Raw genomic sequence first — 19,716 nt, forward strand, 5'->3', positions numbered from 1 at the left:
TGTATTTCAGGCTGTTTTTATGTTAGAAAAATTATGCTGCTGAAGCAATCTGCCACAGGTGGATAAACCTGCAAGCAGGATTTTTTCCTGTGTTACTTATGATTTTATCACCCGGATCATCAGAAACAGGAAGAACAGCAGGAATGCTGCGCCTATAGCTCCGATGATATAGTACGGTGCAGTTGTGTGGGAAACGGAGAAGTTCTGGGCTGCTTCCATATTCTTCTGGCCTGTTGCTGCAGCGTCATCTGTCTGTTGCTCTACATTCTCCAGGATTGCAGTACCTACCGGTGTACCTCCGAAATAGTACTGTCTGGTGATCTGGCCATCTGAAGAACTGTCCTCTGTGGTAAGGGCATCTGCTCCGGTTCCGGCAGGAACGATCACTGTACCGCCGGAAAGACGGTTGAAGTCATCATCCGGAAGTGTCAGAGGAGTGAAATTATCAAATCCGTAATTCAGAAGTGCAATAGCCTCGTCATCTGTCACGCCGGATGCACCGTTTAAGACGACACATACCAGCTTCATGTTGTTCTTGGAAGCTTCACATACCAGAGTACTTCCGGATGCTTCTGTGTAGCCTTCTTTTCCTCCGATACATGGCTCATAGTAGCTGTCACTTGAACTGTTAATCATGGTGAAATTATTGGTCAGTACACGGTCACCGCCGGAAACATTGGTGGCAGGGATGGTATAGGAAGTGGTTTGGGCAATGGTACGGAAAGTATCGTTGGCCATGGCAGCTTCCATGATCAGTGCCATATCGTGTGCGGTAGTATGCTGATTCTCATCTGGAAGACCGGTAGGATTGGTAAAGACTGTATTGGTACACCCAAGCTCCTGGGCACGCGTATTCATGGCTGCTACGAAATCCTCTACAGAACCGCTGATATGCTCGGCTACCTGCAGGGCAATATCATTGGCGGATGCGACCATAATGGCGTAGAGACACTGTTCCATGGTGAATACTTCATCCAGCTGTGCGGAGATATTGGCTCCTCCGTCTGTTACGCCGGATACGCCGGTAGCGGTCATGGTGACCTGGTCATCCAGACTGGAATTCTCCAGAGCCATCAGACAGGTCATAACCTTTACTGCACTGGCAGGATATAAGGCTTGGTCTGCGTTCTTGGAATAGAGAACTGTATTGGTGGAGGTTTCCATTACAATGGCAGCAGTGGAAGAAATGTCCGAAGCCTGAGGCCATCCTTGGATCCCGTTGGTAGTTACGATAGAAGGATCTGCTGTCTGTACTGCTGTGTCGGCAGCTGTATCTGCTGTTTTTTCAGCTGCACGGACCGGGAGCTGGGTGAATAAAGTGGCAGTACCAAGTCCCAGCGCCAGAAGAGCCGCGCTGAATCGTTTCATTTTTTTCATGGTATTAAATACTCCTGTTTTCAGTCAGCCGATGTTAAGATCTCTGCTGACGATAAATATTATCATATATATGTATCATGTATGCAGATGCCGGATAATTGCATTTTTTTTGTCCAGGCATCAGCTTTAACATTATATCATATATTACAGCTTTCTTGCAAAAAATATCATACAATGTTAAAATAAAATATCTTTACATGGAAATTCGAGGTTACAATATGAGTAAACAGCAATCATCAGGGAGAAACATCCAGTGGACCAGAGTGTTAAAGAAGCTTTCTCCCTATACGATCCAGAAAGGATTCCGATATCTGAAACATTACGGACCGAAGGAATTCTGGATCCGGCTTCATGAGCGCTTCGAGCCGGAAGAGGTACCCTATGGCCCATGGTATGACGCCTATGTACCGGATGAGAAAACACTGGAGAAACAACGGACACATCAGTTTGCCTATGCACCCCAGATCAGTGTGGCAGTTCCTGCTTATCAGACCCCTACAGAGTTTCTGAAACAGATGATAGACAGTCTGATGGAACAGACTTATTCCAACTGGGAGCTCTGCATTGCCAATGCAAGCCCGGATAATGAAGAAATGCAGCGCGTCCTCGCAGATTATGCAGCCAGAGATCCCAGAGTGCGTTTCTGCAATCTGAAAGAGAATCTGGGGATCGCGGAGAACACCAACAGAGCATTTGACATGGCGAAAGGGGAATTCCTGGGACTTCTGGATCATGATGACCTTCTGGCACCCAATGCATTGTATGAGATCGTGAATATCCTGCAGGATCATCCTGAGGCGGACGCTGTCTACACAGACGAGGATAAAGTTACCACAGAGCTGGACGAGCATTTCCAGCCTCATCTGAAACCGGACTTTAATCTGGATCTTCTCCGCTCCAACAATTATATCTGCCATTTCTTCGTGGCGCGCAGATCAGTAGTGGAGCAGGTGGGCGGATTCAGAAAAGAATTCGACGGAGCCCAGGATTATGATTTTATTTTCCGCTGTACAGAAGAAGCCAGAGAAGTGGTGCATGTACCGGAGATCCTCTATCACTGGAGAACACATAAGGCATCCACGGCAGATAACCCGGCAAGCAAGATGTACGCCTTCGAAGCAGGGAAAAGAGCCATCGAAGCACATCTGGAGCGTACGAAGACACCGGGAACTGTGAGCCATACCCAGGATCTTGGCTTTTATCGTGTGCAGTATCCGGTGCAGGGTCAGCCCCTTGTTTCTGTGATCATCCCCAATAAAGATGAGAAAGAGACTTTGGAAACCTGCCTGGAATCTTTGAAAAAACATACGAACTATAAGAATTTTGAGATCATCATCGTAGAGAATAACAGCACAACAGATGAGATTTTCCAGTATTATAAAGAGCTGGCGAAGGATCCGCAGATCCACCTTCTCCGCTGGAAAAAAGAATTCAATTATTCTGCCATCAACAATTTCGGAGCAGCCCATGCGCAAGGAGAATACCTGCTGTTTCTGAACAATGATATCAAGGTGATCACACCGGAGTGGATGGATGAGATGCTTGGCGTGTGCCAGCGCCCGGAAGTAGGAGCTGTAGGCGTGAAGCTGATCTATCCGGACAATACCATCCAACATGCCGGTTGTGTAGTGGGAATGGGCGGTATCGCAGGGCATATGTTTGTAGATATGCCTGCAGAGCGCACCGGTTATCTCCACAAGGCATCCCTTCTTCAGGATATGAGTGCTGTAACAGCAGCCTGTATGATGATGAAGAAAGAAGCCTTTGACAGGGCTGGGGGATTTACCCAGGAGCTTGCAGTGGCATTTAATGACGTGGATCTCTGTCTGAAAGTACGGAAAGCAGGCTATCTGATCGTTTATGATCCCTATGCGAAGCTTTACCATATGGAATCCAAGACAAGAGGGGCAGAGGACAGCAAAGAGAAGGTGCGCCGTTTCCAGACGGAGATCGAATATATGCGCTGCCACTGGCTGAACATCCTGAAGAACGGGGATCCATATTATAACAAAAATCTTTCCCTTACCAAGTGGAACTATTCCCTGAAGCCTCTTCCGGGAATGGAGACGAAAGAGAAAAAGACAGCAGGAGGAGACCATGCCTGAAGTATCAGTGATAATTCCTAATTTCAACGGGATGGCATATCTGGACGGAGTTCTTTCCGGCCTGGAATGCCAGACTGTAAAGGACTTCGAGGTGATCCTGGTGGACAATGGTTCCAGGGACGGTAGCTGTGCGTTTGTAGCTGCGTCCTATCCATGGGTACATCTGATCGAACTGCCGGAGAACTTCGGTTTCTGCAGAGCAGTCAATGAGGGGATAAAGGCCTCCCGTTCACCCTATGTTCTGTTATTGAACAATGACATAGAAGTTACAGACAATTTTATAGAAGAGATGACAGCGGCCATCAGCCAGCACACAAATGCGTTTTCCTGTGCAGCCAGAATGATCCAGTTCCATGACAGGGACAAACTGGATGATGCGGGAAATTATTACTGTGCACTGGGATGGGCTTACGCCAGAGGCAAGGGCAAAGATATCCGGACCTATGAGAAAGAGGAGAAGATTTTTGCATCCTGTGCAGGTGCTGCCATATACAGACGTAAGATCTTCGACAAGATCGGTTATTTTGACGAGGAACATTTCGCTTATCTGGAGGATATGGATGTAGGTTACAGAGCCCGGATCAATGGATATGAGAACTGGTATGCACCGAAAGCCATGGTCTATCATGTGGGAAGCGGCACCAGCGGTTCCAGATACAATCAGTTTAAGATTCGCTACTCATCCAGAAACAATATTTACCTGATCTATAAGAACATGCCTCTTGTGCAGATCATCCTGAACCTTCCCTTCCTGATTGTGGGATTCGGGATCAAGATCCTGTTTTTTACCCTGAAAGGATTCGGAAGAGAGTATATTGCAGGGATCAAAAACGGCTTCCAGATCAGCAGACGGGACAGAAAAGTTGTATTTCACTTTAAGAATCTTCCTCATTATTTGAGAATACAGTTAGAACTCTGGGTAAATATGTTCAGACGCCTTAAGGGATAAAACAGAGAATTTCAAACAAATTTTATAAATTTCGGGAAAAAATTTTATTGCTTTTAAAATCCAACTATTATAATATAAAGGCAATGAAAAAAATGAGGTGACAAAAGATTGCTAAAGGACAATGAAAAGAATTTCAGTCGTCTCCATATGATTGTCGATGGAATTGTACTTGTGTTATCTTATTTCCTCGCATGGATGATACGTTTCGTGGGTCCTATGGCAGCTACTGCCGTAAGGACCAGAAGTTTCAGGCAGTATATGCTGATGCTGGTATTTATCGTACCGGTATATCTGCTGCTGTATCAGGCATTTACGCTGTATACTCCTATGCGGATGCAGGGACGCCGGCTTGTTTTGGCTAACATTGTGAAGGCCAATTCGCTGGGGCTCCTCATTCTCATGTTTACATTCTATATGGTGAATGAAGGAGATTATTCCCGTTCTACCTATATTATGTTCTATGTGATCAATATCGTGCTCCAATGGGGGGCGCGGATGCTGATCTTTGGCCTTCTCAAGGATATGCGGGAGAAGGGGATGAACCAGAGACAGCTGATCTGTGTAGGTTACAGCCGTGCTGCAGAGGAATATATTGACCGCGTGCTGGCGAATCCCCAGTGGGGATACGTGATCCGCGGGATACTGGATGACAATGTTCCGGCAGGAACCATGTACAAAGGGATCAAGGTACTTGGCAGGATCGCCAATCTGAATGTGATCCTTCCGGAGAACAAACTGGATGAGATTGCGATCACACTTGGTCTGAGTGAATACTATCGTCTGGAAGAGATCGTGGCACTCTGTGAGAAATCGGGAGTACACACGAAATTTATTCCGGATTATAATAAGATCATTCCCACCAAGCCTTATACAGAGGATATTCTGGGGCTTCCGGTCATCAATATCCGGTATGTACCTCTGAATAATACATTTAATGCAATGATAAAGCGTGCCATGGATATCGTGGGCTCCATATGTGGCATTATTGTAACATCTCCACTGATGCTGCTGATGTGCCTGCTGATCAAGTTGACATCGCCGGGACCGCTGATCTATAAGCAGGAGAGGGTAGGACTTCATAACCGGACTTTCCGCATGTATAAGTTCCGTTCCATGGAAATACAGCCGGAATCCGAAGAGAAGAAGGCATGGACAGTGAAAAATGATCCCAGGGTGACCGGGATCGGTAAATTTATGCGGCATACCAGCATAGACGAACTTCCACAGCTGTTCAATATACTGAAAGGCGATATGAGCCTTGTGGGACCCAGACCGGAACGCCCGTTTTTCGTGGAGAAATTCCGGGAAGAAATTCCAAGATACATGGTGAAGCACCAGGTACGTCCGGGACTGACCGGATGGGCGCAGGTAAATGGCTACCGCGGAGACACATCCATCAGGAAGCGTATCGAGTGTGACCTGTATTATATAGAGAACTGGAGCATTGGATTTGATGTGAAGATCATATTCCTCACATTTTTCAAGGGCTTTATAAACAAAAACGCATATTAAGATAAGGGGAAAAGTATGGCTAGACCAGGAAAAAAGAGAAAAGTACTGTTTGTACTGGAAATCATCGTGCTGTTGCTTTTTATCGGCGGTCTGTACGTATATGGACAGATCTCATCACGACTGGATAAGATCAAACAGCCGGAACTGAAGAAAGAAGAAATCGTTGTAAATCAGGAAGCTCCGAAAATGACAGGCTACAAGACATATGTACTTTTCGGTATTGACAGTCGTGGAGAAGGTTCTAAATTTTCAGCACAGAACAGCGATACCATGATCATAGTCAGTGTAAACAATGACACGAAAGAAGTAAAAATGGCTTCTGTCTACAGAGATACACTGCTGAATATAGGAAATGATACGTATACCAAGGCAAATGCTGCCTACGCATACGGCGGACCGGAACAGGCGATCACCATGCTGAATACGAACCTGGACCTGGATATTTCCGATTATGCCACAGCGGATTTCTCAGCACTGGTAGAAGTGGTAGATGACCTGGGCGGCCTGGAGATTCCGTTATCCTATGCAGAAATCGAGCATATGAACAACTACTGTGTAGAGACTTCAGAACTGACGGGAAAGAGCTACACACCGATCGAGAAACCAGATCCGGCTCCGGAAGATCAGGAGGCAACAGTTGATACTTACCATCTGAACGGTGTACAGGTAACATCCTACTGCCGTATCCGTTATACAGCAAGTCTGGATATGGGACGTACAGAACGTCAGAGACGAGTACTGGGAATGCTCTTTGATAAGGCAAAGACAGCAGGCCTTTCTTCCATCTTCAAGATCATGGATGATGTATTCCCGATGGTACAGACTTCCCTTTCCAAACAGGATATCCTGGGCCTTCTGCCTACACTGATCGGATATAAATTTACAGACAGCACCGGTTTTCCGTCCAAGTTCAAATTCTCCAATATCAAGGGAAGCATTATCGTTCCTACAGATCTGGAGAGTACAGTTATCGAACTTCATAAGTTCTTATACAATGATGAGAATTATACCCCGTCCTCAGAGGTAAAAGCTCGCAGCGCGAAGATTATTGAGATTGTAGGTGGCGAGAGTTCTCTGGACGATGCAGCGAAGACACAGTCTGATGATACCACCAACACGACTGATACATTTGTATGGTCAGCTGACACATCCACAGATGATACAGATTACAGTTATGATAATTCTGGTAGTGATTATGATTATGACTACGATAACAGCGGCAGTGATTACGATTATGATAATGACGGCGGTGGTTATGATGATACTACCGGTGGTGACTATAGTAACGATGACGGTGGTTATGATGATACTACCGGTGGTGACACTACCGGCGGAGATGATACTACAGGTGGTGATGATAACGGCGGCGGTGACGACTACAGTTATGATGATAATACCGGAGAAAGTGATTTCTCAGATGGAGACACAGATTCCGGAATGACTGAATCAGAAGAATAAAGCATAGCAGATATAACAGACAATAAGAAGGACCATCCATCAGAAAGGATGGTCCTTTCACAATATTTATGAAACGTATGGAGGATTAATCATGGAGAAAAAAACAGTAGATGTGATCATTCCTGTGTACCGTCCGGGAAAAGAATTCGGAGAGCTTCTGCGCAGGCTGGAGAAACAGGAGCACAGACCGGAGAAGATCCTGGTTATGAATACAGGCAGGGAGAACTGGAATGAGGAGTGGGAGAAGTGCCCGATCCTGGAAGTCCACCATCTGGAACAGAAGGATTTCGACCATGGCGGAACCAGGAAGACCGGCGCAGTACTTTCTGATGCAGATATTCTGGTATTCATGACTCAGGATGCACTTCCTGCAGATAAGAAACTGATCGGAAATCTGATCCGGCCGCTGGAAGAGGAAAAGACAGGCGCAGCCTATGCCAGACAGCTTCCGAAAGAAGACTGCCGCTTTCTGGAATGCTATACCCGCAGTTTCAATTATCCGTCAGAATCCCATATACGGACTGCTGCGGATATTCCTTCCTGTGGGATCAAGACATACTTCTGTTCCAATGTGTGTGCGGCCTATGACAGGGAAGTGTATGAGAAACTGGGGGGATTTGTGGATCATGCGATCTTTAATGAAGACATGATCTATGCCGGAAATCTGGTCAAAAAGGGATATGCCATTGCCTATGCAGCAGATGCGAAGGTATACCATTCCCACAATTATTCTGCGTTGCAGCAGTTTCACAGAAATTTTGACCTGGGTGTCTCTCAGGCAGAGCATCCGGAGATCTTTGCCAATGTACCATCTGAAGGAGAAGGAATCCGTCTGGTGAAAAAGAGTCTGGCCTATCTGGTAAAGACCGGCCATATCTGGCTGATCCCTCAGCTTGTGATCCAGAGCGGCGCCAAATATGCGGGCTATTTCCTGGGCAAAAGATACTGGAAACTTCCACACAGGCTGGTAATGGCATGCACCATGAGTCCGTGGTACTGGAAGCAGAAATAAACTCTGGAATACGAACGGTTCCTTCACGGCATTTTACGATAGTTGTCACATTTTGAACACAATTAATTGCTATACTGAAGCCATAATTCAGATAAAGAACAGAAGGGAGCCGATTACATGAATGATGAGAGAAACTGGGACGGAGGCCAGGATGATTCCGGACACCAGCCGCCCAGATATGAGCATTATCAGTTCCATGAGGAACATAAAGAAACATTGATCACACCCGGTCCCTCCGAGCATAAAAAGAACCAGAATTCTTTTCAGAAGAAAGTGGGAACGACGGTAGCGCTGGCTGTTATTTTCGGTCTGGTGGCATCTGTCGTATTTCAGGCGCTGAATTTCACAGCGGATAAATATTTGAAGACGAAAACAGGAACTACACAGATTGGAACTACAGAGAGTGTATTTTTGCAGGAGGCGTCATCCCAGGAGAGCGAATCTGACCAGACTGCGGCTGATACTGCCTCCGGGAATGGAACGGTGGTAGCTGTAGCGCAGGCTTCCATGCCGTCTGTAGTAGCGATAACCACTGTAAGCGTCCAGGAGATCCCAAGCTTTTTCGGATATGGATCCAGACAGTATAAGAGTGCTGCCAGCGGTTCCGGTATCATTGTAGGTGATAATGATGATGAGCTGCTGATTGCTACCAATAATCATGTTGTGGAAGGTGCGACTACTTTAAGTGTTTGTTTTATCGGAGATGACGTGGCCAACGCAGAGACAGAGACGGTCAATGCAGGAGACAGCGGGGATTTAAATCTGGAGGATGCAGTAAGTGCGAAGATCAAGGGCACAGATGCAGACAATGACCTGGCTGTTGTGGCAGTCCGGAAGTCTGATATCCCGGAGGATACCCTGAACCAGATTAAGATCGCACAGATCGGAAGTTCAGATGACCTGGTAGTAGGACAGCAGGTGGTTGCCATTGGTAATGCACTTGGGTACGGACAGTCTGTTACTTCTGGATGGGTCAGTGCGCTGAACAGAACCATTTCCACAGAGGATGGAACGAACAGTACAGGACTGATCCAGACAGATGCAGCGATCAATCCTGGAAACAGCGGCGGTGCACTCCTGAATATGAAGGGTGAGCTGATCGGCATTAATTCAGCCAAATATGCGGACAGCTCAGTAGAAGGTATGGGCTATGCGATCCCCATCTCCAAGGCGAAACCGATCCTGGAGGATCTGATGAACCGTGAGACCAGGGAGAAAGTAGATACTAGCGAGAAAGGATATCTGGGAGTTGTACTTTCTAATCTGACGACAGAAGCTATTCAGATGTATAACATCCCGTCAGGAGCCTTCGTCAGGGGCGTAGATCAGGATTCCCCTGCAGAGAATGGAGGAATCTGTAAGGGTGATATCATCGTGAAATTCGACGGTCAGAAAGTCAGTGACGGAGATGATCTGCTGGATAAGCTCCAGTATTATAAATCCGGGGAGACTATTGAAGCAGTGGTTGCCAGGGCGGATAACGGTGAATATAAAGAGAGCACAGTGGAAGTTACTCTTGGCACCAGACCGGATAATAATTAGAAACAGAATAAGAATGAATGATAGAGAGAAGAGACATTGCGAAAACTGCAGTGTCTCTTTTCGAAATTAATAAAACTTTCATTTTGTGATAGACACAGAGTATGGTATAATTCATAGAAAGGCATCCCGTATATATCATATGGGAGGTAAGTATTGAGACAGAAAGGAGTCATTATGAGCGGAATTTATAATGATGATGAAATAATAGAAAAGGATACAGATACAGAGGAGAAGGAAGATAAAGCTGAGAAATTCTGTTTCCTCTGCCGCAGACCGGAGAGCAAGGCAGGCCCTATGATCGAGCTTCCGAATAACATACATATCTGTACAGACTGTATGCAGAAGAGTTTTAATTCCATGAATCAGCAGTTTAATGAAGGGAAATTCAATTATTCTGATCTGCTGAACATGCCCAATGTAAGCATGATCGATCTGAGTAGTTTCCAGAATCCTATGCAGCAGCCGAAGAAAGCGAAGAAGAAAAAGAAAGAAGAGAAGCCGGTTCTGGATCTGAAAAATATTCCGGCACCTCATAAGATCAAAGAGACTCTTGACCAGTATGTGATCGGCCAGGAGAAGGCGAAGAAAGTTATGTCTGTTGCTGTTTATAACCATTATAAACGAGTTGCTACAGATACCATGGATGAGATTGAGATTGAGAAATCCAATATGTTGATGATCGGACCTACAGGATGCGGTAAAACTTATCTGGTGAAAACCCTTGCGAAGCTTCTGGATGTGCCACTTGCCATTGCAGATGCCACATCACTGACAGAAGCCGGTTATATCGGCGATGATATCGAGAGTGTTGTGTCCAAGCTTCTGGCAGCAGCGGATAATGATGTGGAGCGGGCGGAACATGGTATTATTTTCATCGATGAGATTGATAAGATTGCGAAGAAAAAGAACACCAATCAGAGAGATGTCAGCGGTGAGGCTGTACAGCAAGGAATGCTGAAGCTTCTCGAAGGCAGTGAAGTGGAGGTTCCGGTAGGTGCGAACAGCAAGAACGCCATGGTGCCTCTTACTACAGTGAATACGAAGAATATTCTGTTTATCTGCGGAGGTGCTTTCCCGGATCTGGAGAATATCATTAAGGAGAGACTGAATAAACAGGCTTCTATCGGTTTCTATGCAGACCTGAAGGACAAGTATGACAATGATCCCCATCTCCTGGAGAAAGTAACCGTGGAGGATATCCGTAATTTCGGTATGATCCCGGAATTTATCGGACGTCTCCCTATTATCTTTACCCTGGATGGACTGACTGAGGACATGCTTGTGAAGATCCTGCAGGAGCCGAAGAATGCGATTTTGAAACAGTATCAGAAGCTTCTGGCACTGGATGAGGTGAAACTGGAATTCGAAGATGGCGCGCTTCATGCCATTGCTGCGAAGGCACTGAAAAAGGATACAGGTGCCAGAGCATTAAGAGCAATCCTGGAGGAGTACATGCTGGATATCATGTATGAGATTCCGAAGGATGACAGCATTGGCAAGGTTGTGATCACCAGAGAATATATAGAAGGTAACGGCGGACCGAGGATCCTGCTTCGTGGACAGGAACCGGCACTTATAGAAAGGGGATAATCATATGAGTACAGATTTTTTTGACGGACTGGTAAAGACTTTTTCAAAAACAACCAGGGAACTGGGAGCTCGTGCAGAGCAGACCATTGAGACTCAGAAGATCCGTAATAAGATTGCAGGTGAGGAGCGGATCATTGAGAAGATCAAAGTGGATATGGGGGATATTATTTACAGAAGACATGAGGCCGGGGATGGGATTGACAGTGAACTCAGCTCTTTATGTCAGGAGATTGACCAGCATCTGCTGAAGATCAGGGAGTTTAAGGATAATGCTGCGAATCTGAAGGGACAGAAGATATGTCCTTCCTGTGAGAGAGAAGTGGATATGAGTGTAAGTTTCTGTCCATATTGTGGTACTCCTTGTCCGAATCCGGAACCGACTGAGGTTGTGGAGGATGCTGAGGACGATGGGAGTCTGGAGCAGGAGAGTGAAGTTGCAGAGGAAACAGGAGATGCTGCAGAGCCAGAGGGTGTACAGCAGGAAGAAGCTGTGGAGGAGGCAGAAAAGCAGCAGGTGGAAGAAGAGAAGGTAGAAGAATAACAAGAACAGACCGGAAGTCTAAGGCATCCCTCATCATCAGGCGAATAATCTGTCAATGAGGTGATATAGCCATCACAGACTATCCGGTCTGTTTTATAAGACAGGAAATCTTTTGCAAATGTATAAGAAACAAAAAGCATGCCGGAGACATATAATAGAATAAAAAGTATGATATGAGGAAATAGGCTTTTGGAACAGCTTGTAAATTATGTGAAGCCGGAGCTGCTGATTGTGGCTGTGGTGTTGTATTTTATGGGGATCTTTTTGAAAGAGGCACAGCCTGTGAAGGATAAATACATTCCTTTGATACTGGGAGGAATCAGTGTGGTGGTCTGTGCGGTTTATGTGTTTGCTTCTTCGGAGTTTAAGAGTGTGCAGGACGCTGTCATGGGAATTTTTACTGCGTTTACCCAGGGAATTCTCACAGCAGGGCTTTCTACATACATTAATCAGGTGATCAAACAATTAAATAAGGAAGAATAAAATTTTAACTAAACTGCGGAGCAGATTGGAAATATCCGCTTGACTCAGAAGCCAGTGGACTGTGAATGTACAGAAAAGCAAAAGAAGTAATAAGATAAAAACAGCTCTGGAAATCAGTAATAATCTCTCAGAGCTGTTTTAAGGTAAAAAAATAATGCAGAAGATGGGACTTGAACCCACACGATATTGCTACCACAGGCACCTGAAGCCTGCGCGTCTGCCAATTCCGCCACTTCTGCATTTCGTATTTATCAATCGCTCTCTCGCGACTGCTCACTTATAATAACCGATGTATGGATAAAAGTCAATAGGTTTTTTGAATTTTTTTTATTTTTTTTACAGTATGCTCAAAATATACAATTTTGTATTTGAAAAGTACTGAATTGGCAATAGATTAGCAGTTTGTTATAGAACAGGATTGTAACACGATCCTGTCCTGAGAGCTTTTGACATCCTAGCAATATCACAGATTAATTCTTTATAATACAAAAAAGTTTTTAATGCCAACATAATTATTTTTAGCATCGCATAAGGTTGAAAAAAGCACTTCACTGTGATACAATCTTGAAGATTTAGGAAAAAATAAGTGATAGACACAATAAAGATAAGAAAGGGAGATTGTATGAAAGCATTTCTGATATTAGAAGATGGCCATGTGTTCAAAGGTACAAGCATTGGTTCAACGAGAGACGTTATCAGCGAAATCGTCTTTAATACTTCCATGACCGGTTATCTGGAAGTAATGACCGACCCTTCCTATGCAGGACAGGCAGTATGTATGACTTATCCCCTCATTGGGAATTACGGAATCTGTTATGATGACCAGGAGTCATCAAAGCCATGGGTGGACGGCTTTATTGTCCGCGAATTATCCCGTGTCCCAAGTAATTTCAGAAGCGTGGACACGATTCAGCATTTCTTAACAAAGCATGATATTCCAGGTATTGCCGGAATTGATACCAGAGCCTTAACGAAGATCCTTCGTGAGAAAGGTACCATGAACGGTATGATTACTGTCAATGAAAATTACGACTTAGATACAATTATCCCCCAGTTAAAAGCATATACAACAGGCAAGGTAGTAGAGAAAGTAACATGCCGTGAGAAAGAAATCTTAAAAGGTGATGGTCCGAAAGTAGCACTTCTTGACCTTGGTGCAAAGAGAAATATCGCACGTTCCCTCAATAAGAGAGGATGCCAGGTAACGATTTATCCTGCACTTACATCCGCAGAAGAGATTCTGAAGGATAATCCGGACGGCATTATGTTAAGTAACGGCCCTGGAGATCCGAAGGAATGTACTTCTATTATAAAGGAAATAAAAAAATTATATGATTCTGAAGTTCCGATCTTTGCAATCTGTCTTGGACATCAGCTCATGGCACTTGCAACAGGTGGAGATACCCATAAGATGAAATACGGACACAGAGGCGGAAACCATCCGGTCAAAGACCTTGCAACAGGACGTGTATATATTTCCTCACAGAACCATGGCTACGTCGTAGATGCCGAAGGACTTGAGGCAAAGAACATTGCGAAACCTGCATTCATCAATGTCAACGATGGAACAAACGAAGGTATGGCATACGAAGGAAAGAACATTTTCACTGTTCAGTTCCATCCGGAAGCATGCCCGGGACCGCAGGATTCCAGTTACCTGTTTGACAGATTTATGGATATGATGGGAGGAAATAAATAATGCCAAGAAATAAAGACATTAAAAAAGTACTTGTAATTGGTTCCGGCCCGATTATCATCGGCCAGGCAGCAGAGTTTGACTACGCAGGAACACAGGCTTGCCGTTCTCTGAAAGAAGAGGGCATCGAAGTTGTTCTTCTCAACTCCAACCCTGCAACCATCATGACAGATAAAGATATTGCTGACAGAGTTTACATCGAGCCTCTGACAGTAGAAGTAGTAGAGCAGCTGATTCTCAAAGAGAAACCGGACAGTGTCCTCCCTACACTGGGCGGCCAGGCAGGTCTGAACCTTGCCATGGAGCTGGATGAGAAAGGTTTCCTGAAAGAACACAATATAAGACTGATCGGTACTACGGCTCTGACCATCAAGAAGGCAGAGGACCGTCAGGAATTTAAAGATACCATGGAGAAGATCGGTGAGCCGATCGCAGCCTCCAAAGTCGTTACAACAGTAGAAGATGGTCTTGCATTTACAAACACCATCGGATATCCGGTAGTTCTTCGTCCTGCTTATACACTTGGTGGAAGCGGCGGCGGTATCGCACATAATGAATACGAACTTCGTGAGATCCTGGAGAACGGTCTCCGTCTTTCCCGTGTAGGTGAAGTACTGGTAGAGCGCTGCATCGCAGGATGGAAAGAGATTGAATATGAAGTAATGCGTGACAGTTCAGGAAACTGCATCACAGTCTGCAACATGGAGAACATTGACCCGGTTGGTGTCCATACAGGTGACTCCATCGTAGTTGCTCCGTCCCAGACACTTGGAGACAAAGAATACCAGATGCTCCGTACCTCAGCCCTGAACATCATCACAGAGCTTGGAATCACAGGCGGATGTAACGTTCAGTATGCTCTGAAACCGGACAGCTTTGAATACTGCGTGATCGAGGTTAACCCGCGTGTAAGCCGTTCTTCTGCACTTGCAAGTAAGGCAACCGGTTACCCAATCGCAAAAGTTGCTGCAAAGATCGCTCTGGGCTACACACTGGATGAGATCCCGAACGCGATCACAGGAAAAACATATGCAAGTTTCGAGCCAATGCTTGACTACTGCGTAGTTAAGATCCCGAGACTTCCATTCGATAAATTTATCACTGCAAAGAGAACCCTTACTACTCAGATGAAGGCAACAGGTGAGGTTATGAGTATCTGCCATAACTTCGAAGGTGCCCTGATGAAGGCCATCCGTTCTCTTGAGCAGCATGTAGACAGTCTGATGTCCTATGATTTCACACAGCTTACAGACGAGGAGCTTCTTGCAGAGCTGAAAATCGTAGATGACCGCAGAATCTGGAAGATCGCAGAAGCAATTCGCCGCGGTATGCCGCAGTCTATGCTTCACGACATCACACAGATTGACATCTGGTTCATCGACAAGATTGCAATCCTTGTAGGAATGGAAAATGCCCTCAAGACCAGAAAGCTCACAAAAGAACTTCTTCTTGAAGCAAAACGCATGGAATTCCCTGACTATATCGTTGCACGTCTGACAGGCAAAACAGAAGAAGAGATCAAAGCTCTCCGTGAAGAATATCAGATCAAAGCAGCATACAAGATGGTTGATACCTGCGCTGCAGAGTTTGCAGCAGCAACACCATATTACTATTCTGTATATGGCGATGAAGGTACAGAAAACGAAGCAGTAGCAACACCGGATAAGAAGAAAATCCTGGTACTTGGTTCCGGCCCGATCCGTATCGGTCAGGGTATCGAGTTTGACTTCTGTTCCGTACACTGTACATGGGCATTTGCAAAAGAAGGCTATGAGACAATTATCATCAACAACAACCCGGAAACAGTAAGTACAGACTTCGATATCGCAGACAAACTGTATTTCGAGCCTCTGACACCGGAAGATGTTGAGAATGTAGTAAATATCGAGAAACCAGATGGAGCAGTTGTACAGTTCGGTGGACAGACAGCGATTAAACTGACAGAAGCACTTACAAAGATGGGCGTGAAGATTCTTGGAACATCTGCTGAGAACGTAGACGCAGCAGAGGACCGTGAGCTCTTTGACGAGATCCTTGAGCAGTGCCAGATCCCGAGACCAAAGGGACACACTGTATTTACAGCAGAGGAAGCAAAGAAAGCAGCCAATGAACTTGGTTATCCGGTTCTGGTTCGTCCTTCCTACGTACTTGGCGGTCAGGGTATGAGAATCGCTGTAAGTGACGAGGACGTAGAAGAGTACATCGGTGTGATCAACCAGATCGCACAGGAGCACCCGATCCTTGTAGATAAATACCTGATGGGTAAAGAAATCGAAGTCGATGCAGTATGCGACGGCGAAGACATCTTGATCCCTGGTATCATGGAGCATATCGAACGTGCCGGAATCCATTCCGGTGACAGTATCTCCGTATACCCGGCTAAGACTATCAGCGCAAAAGCAAAAGAAACAATCGCAGAATACACCAGACGTCTTGCAAGAGCACTGCATGTGATCGGTATGATCAACATCCAGTTCATCGTTCTTGGAGATGATGTATATGTAATCGAAGTCAACCCACGTTCCAGCCGTACTGTACCGTACATCAGCAAGGTAACCGGAATCCCGATCGTTCCCCTTGCAACCAAAGTAATCCTTGGATACAAACTGAAAGACATGGGTTATGAACCAGGACTTCAGCCGGAAGCAAAACATTATGCGATCAAGATGCCGGTATTCTCTTTCGAGAAGATCCGCGGTGCTGATATCAGCCTTGGACCGGAAATGAAATCCACAGGTGAGTGCCTTGGTATCGCTGAGACATTCAACGAAGCGCTTTACAAAGCATTTATCGGAGCAGGTATCCGTCTTCCGAAATATAAAAACATGATCATCACTGTTAAAGACGAAGACAAACAGGATATCATCCCGATCGCAAGAAGATTCGAAGCACTTGGATACAGAATCTATGCTACACTGGGAACTGCAAAAGTCCTCAAAGAAAACGGAATCAAAGTAATCCGTACCAACAAACTGGAGCAGCCTGCACCGAACCTTATGGATCTTATCCTTGGTCATAAGATTGACGTTGTTATTGATACACCGCCGCAGGGTGTTGAGCATCAGAAAGATGGTTTCGTCATCAGACGTAACGCCATCGAGACAGGTGTCAATGTTCTTACTTCTCTGGATACAGCAGAAGCACTGGCAACCAGCCTTGAGAACACAGATCTGAATAAATTATCTCTGATCGACATTGCGACAATTGCAAGAAGATAATTTACCGGCCGGTAAATAGAAAATAATAAAGACAGCAGCCGTATTTTTCATTATGGAAAAGGCGGCTGCTTTTATCTTAATTTTACGTAGAATTAATATGAAAAATACAAATTACAGTTGTACCGGAGTGATAATGTGTAATATAATCATATAGGTAAAAAAACAGAAAGATGTAATAAGAAAGGAAAGAATATGGACTTTATTGAACTGTTAAAGGTCATTTTTCTTGGTATTGTAGAGGGAATTACAGAATGGCTCCCGATCAGCAGTACCGGACATATGATTCTTGTGGATGAGTTTCTGAAACTAAATGTAACAGAGGATTTTAAGAATCTGTTTTTCGTAGTGATCCAGCTCGGCGCGATCCTTGCGGTGGTTGTCCTCTATTGGAATAAGCTGTGGCCGTTTTACATCAGACCGATCTCAAAGAAGCAGCAGGCGATCCTTAACAGACACGGTGCTGTGTCTAGAGGAATCCTCATTTTTGTAGAGAAGTTCTGTGACAAAGACAAATGGGTACTCTGGTTTAAGATTGTAGTAGCCTGTATCCCGACGATCGTCATAGCTCTTCCATTTAATGATATCATCGAAGAGAAATTCAATAACTATGTAGTCGTTGCCATTGCCCTGATCGTATATGGTATTCTCTTCATTATCATCGAGAATTATAACAAGAGAAGAAGACCAACCTGTACCAATCTGGAAGAACTGTCATTCAAGACTGCATTTATCATCGGTCTGTTCCAGGTACTCTCCGTAATTCCGGGTACTTCCCGTTCCGGTTCCACCATCATCGGCGGTATCCTTGCAGGAACCTCCCGTACAGTAGCAGCAGAATTTACCTTCTTCCTGGGAATTCCGGTTATGTTCGGAGCCAGCCTCCTGAAGATCCTGAAATTCGGTTTCTCCTTTACAGGAACAGAAGTGATCATCCTGATCGTAGGTATGGTAGTCGCTTTCGTAGTTTCCATTATCGCGATCAAGTTCCTGATGGGATACATAAAGAAACATGACTTCAAGGTATTCGGATGGTACAGGATCGTACTTGGTATTCTGGTACTTGGATACTTTATCGGTAAGACATTACTTGCCTGAATCGCTTTATAGGAATAAAAATGCCGCATCCTTTATGGGGAAGCGGCATTTTTTCTTATAAAAAAACTCCACACCATTTATTGTTATTTTTTATAACAACATGTACTAATAAAATTGACAGGCATACAAAAAATTTATACTATAAATATAGTAATACATGCTGTTGCTTCTATTTCTGTTTAGAAGCGGCCGCATTCAGTTAATAACCCAAACAAAATATGAAAGGCGGCAAAAAACATGAGAAAGAAATTTATTGCAGCAATTATGGCAGGTGCATTAAGCGTAGGAATGCTCAGCACAGGAGTTTTTGCAACAGAAACATCTGATTTAAAGGGTGAAGTTAATACATTTATCGCAGCAAGCTTAAGCAATGCAATGGAAGAAATCCAGAAAGACTTCAACGAGACATATCCGGATGTTGAAATCTTTTACAACGCAGACAGCTCAGGTACATTACAGACACAGATCGAAGAAGGCGCACGCTGCGATATCTTCTTCTCAGCAGCTGATAAACAGATGGACGCTCTGGTAGACGAAGATCTGGCTAAGAAAGATACTGTAGAAGATATCCTTGAGAACAAAGTCGTTCTGATCAAACCTAAGGATGGAGAGACAAAAGTTACAGGATTCGAGAACATCACAGATGCAGCAAACATCGCACTTGCAGGTGACAGCGTTCCTGTTGGACAGTATTCCAGAGAAATCTTTGACAATCTTGGAATCACAGATGAAGTAAACAAGATGGAGATCAACGAAGGTAAGAATGTATCTGAAGTTCTTGCAGCAGTAAGTGAAAGAAGTAACGAGATCGGTATCGTTTACGCTACAGATGCAGCTTCCGTTGCTGACAAAGTAGACGTTATCGCAGAAGCTCCGGCAGAAGCACTCAACACACCGGTTCTTTATCCTGTAGGTATGATCGAAGACAAAGAAGCATCTGATGATGACACAGCAGCTGCAGAAGCATTCCTTGAGTATATTAAATCTGATGACGCTATGAAAGTATTCGAGAAATACGGATTTACAGCATACAAAGCAGACGATACTGAAGAAACAAAAGATGATGCTGATGCAACAGAAGAAGCAGACGATACAGAAGCTGATACTGAGACAGAAACAACAGAGGAAGCTAAATAAG

Annotated in this window: 14 protein-coding genes and 1 tRNA gene; 13 read left to right on the top strand and 2 right to left on the bottom strand. The window is 44.8% G+C overall.

Annotated features, from left to right (window positions below; genetic code table 11):
- Positions 1 to 96 precede the first annotated feature (96 nt).
- The gene (locus R8695_RS02335) at positions 97 to 1,377 is read right to left on the bottom strand and encodes a D-alanyl-D-alanine carboxypeptidase family protein (RefSeq protein WP_154780400.1); all 1,281 of its coding nucleotides are present in this window, start codon (positions 1,375 to 1,377) and stop codon (positions 97 to 99) included.
- Between the two features lie 218 nt (positions 1,378 to 1,595).
- Between R8695_RS02335 and R8695_RS02340 the strand changes: the two genes are divergently transcribed.
- From R8695_RS02340 to R8695_RS02380, 9 genes are all read left to right on the top strand, one after another.
- Positions 1,596 to 3,482 carry a glycosyltransferase family 2 protein gene (locus R8695_RS02340; protein ID WP_154780399.1) on the top strand — a complete coding sequence of 629 codons (1,887 nt, stop codon included), beginning with the start codon at positions 1,596 to 1,598 and terminating at the stop codon, positions 3,480 to 3,482.
- Positions 3,475 to 4,431, top strand: coding sequence for a glycosyltransferase family 2 protein (locus R8695_RS02345; RefSeq protein WP_154780398.1), 957 nt, complete (start codon positions 3,475 to 3,477; stop codon positions 4,429 to 4,431). Before R8695_RS02340 ends, R8695_RS02345 begins: the two co-directional genes overlap by 8 nt.
- 108 nt (positions 4,432 to 4,539) lie before the next feature.
- Positions 4,540 to 5,943, top strand: a complete 1,404-nt coding sequence (locus R8695_RS02350) for an undecaprenyl-phosphate glucose phosphotransferase (protein WP_154780397.1) — start codon at positions 4,540 to 4,542, stop codon at positions 5,941 to 5,943.
- Between the two features lie 15 nt (positions 5,944 to 5,958).
- Positions 5,959 to 7,401: an LCP family protein gene (locus R8695_RS02355; RefSeq protein WP_154780396.1), complete on the top strand. Its 1,443-nt coding sequence runs from the start codon at positions 5,959 to 5,961 to the stop codon at positions 7,399 to 7,401.
- Positions 7,402 to 7,492: 91 nt separating this feature from the next.
- Positions 7,493 to 8,413 (top strand): glycosyltransferase family 2 protein, encoded by a 921-nt coding sequence (locus tag R8695_RS02360; protein WP_154780395.1) that lies wholly within the window; start codon positions 7,493 to 7,495, stop codon positions 8,411 to 8,413.
- Between the two features lie 117 nt (positions 8,414 to 8,530).
- On the top strand, positions 8,531 to 9,955 hold the full coding sequence (locus R8695_RS02365; protein WP_118510505.1) for a S1C family serine protease: 1,425 nt from the start codon (positions 8,531 to 8,533) through the stop codon (positions 9,953 to 9,955).
- Positions 9,956 to 10,129: 174 nt separating this feature from the next.
- Positions 10,130 to 11,545 (top strand): ATP-dependent Clp protease ATP-binding subunit ClpX, encoded by a 1,416-nt coding sequence (gene clpX, locus R8695_RS02370; RefSeq protein ID WP_118510645.1) that lies wholly within the window; start codon positions 10,130 to 10,132, stop codon positions 11,543 to 11,545.
- 4 nt (positions 11,546 to 11,549) lie between these two features.
- Positions 11,550 to 12,086 carry a DUF7575 domain-containing protein gene (locus tag R8695_RS02375; RefSeq protein WP_118510503.1) on the top strand — a complete coding sequence of 179 codons (537 nt, stop codon included), beginning with the start codon at positions 11,550 to 11,552 and terminating at the stop codon, positions 12,084 to 12,086.
- Positions 12,087 to 12,275: 189 nt separating this feature from the next.
- Positions 12,276 to 12,569, top strand: a complete 294-nt coding sequence (locus R8695_RS02380) for a phage holin family protein (RefSeq protein WP_118510501.1) — start codon at positions 12,276 to 12,278, stop codon at positions 12,567 to 12,569.
- Positions 12,570 to 12,724: 155 nt separating this feature from the next.
- On the opposite strand, the gene R8695_RS02385 is transcribed toward R8695_RS02380, so the two are convergent.
- Positions 12,725 to 12,808 (bottom strand) — tRNA-Leu (locus tag R8695_RS02385).
- Between the two features lie 383 nt (positions 12,809 to 13,191).
- Between R8695_RS02385 and R8695_RS02390 the strand changes: the two genes are divergently transcribed.
- From R8695_RS02390 to modA, 4 genes are all read left to right on the top strand, one after another.
- The gene (locus R8695_RS02390) at positions 13,192 to 14,268 is read left to right on the top strand and encodes a carbamoyl phosphate synthase small subunit (protein WP_118510499.1); all 1,077 of its coding nucleotides are present in this window, start codon (positions 13,192 to 13,194) and stop codon (positions 14,266 to 14,268) included.
- Entirely contained in the window at positions 14,268 to 17,483 is a 3,216-nt protein-coding gene (carB, locus tag R8695_RS02395) for a carbamoyl-phosphate synthase large subunit (protein ID WP_154780394.1), read from the top strand. The genes R8695_RS02390 and carB overlap by 1 nt, the downstream gene beginning before the upstream one ends.
- A 192-nt stretch (positions 17,484 to 17,675) precedes the next feature.
- Entirely contained in the window at positions 17,676 to 18,578 is a 903-nt protein-coding gene (locus tag R8695_RS02400; protein ID WP_118510495.1) for an undecaprenyl-diphosphate phosphatase, read from the top strand.
- A 237-nt stretch (positions 18,579 to 18,815) separates the two neighbouring features.
- The gene (modA, locus tag R8695_RS02405; protein WP_154780393.1) at positions 18,816 to 19,715 is read left to right on the top strand and encodes a molybdate ABC transporter substrate-binding protein; all 900 of its coding nucleotides are present in this window, start codon (positions 18,816 to 18,818) and stop codon (positions 19,713 to 19,715) included.
- Position 19,716: the final 1 nt, after the last annotated feature.

Origin of the sequence: Blautia luti (genome assembly GCF_033096465.1) — a bacterium.
Classification (GTDB): domain Bacteria; phylum Bacillota; class Clostridia; order Lachnospirales; family Lachnospiraceae; genus Blautia_A; species Blautia_A luti.

Coding starts and splice junctions, on each gene's coding strand:
- R8695_RS02335 (WP_154780400.1), bottom strand. CDS start 1,377: ATGAAAAAAATGAAACGATTCAGCGCGGCTCTTCTGGCGCTGGGACTT.
- R8695_RS02340 (WP_154780399.1), top strand. CDS start 1,596: ATGAGTAAACAGCAATCATCAGGGAGAAACATCCAGTGGACCAGAGTG.
- R8695_RS02345 (WP_154780398.1), top strand. CDS start 3,475: ATGCCTGAAGTATCAGTGATAATTCCTAATTTCAACGGGATGGCATAT.
- R8695_RS02355 (WP_154780396.1), top strand. CDS start 5,959: ATGGCTAGACCAGGAAAAAAGAGAAAAGTACTGTTTGTACTGGAAATC.
- R8695_RS02360 (WP_154780395.1), top strand. CDS start 7,493: ATGGAGAAAAAAACAGTAGATGTGATCATTCCTGTGTACCGTCCGGGA.
- R8695_RS02365 (WP_118510505.1), top strand. CDS start 8,531: ATGAATGATGAGAGAAACTGGGACGGAGGCCAGGATGATTCCGGACAC.
- clpX (WP_118510645.1), top strand. CDS start 10,130: ATGAGCGGAATTTATAATGATGATGAAATAATAGAAAAGGATACAGAT.
- R8695_RS02375 (WP_118510503.1), top strand. CDS start 11,550: ATGAGTACAGATTTTTTTGACGGACTGGTAAAGACTTTTTCAAAAACA.
- R8695_RS02390 (WP_118510499.1), top strand. CDS start 13,192: ATGAAAGCATTTCTGATATTAGAAGATGGCCATGTGTTCAAAGGTACA.
- carB (WP_154780394.1), top strand. CDS start 14,268: ATGCCAAGAAATAAAGACATTAAAAAAGTACTTGTAATTGGTTCCGGC.
- R8695_RS02400 (WP_118510495.1), top strand. CDS start 17,676: ATGGACTTTATTGAACTGTTAAAGGTCATTTTTCTTGGTATTGTAGAG.
- modA (WP_154780393.1), top strand. CDS start 18,816: ATGAGAAAGAAATTTATTGCAGCAATTATGGCAGGTGCATTAAGCGTA.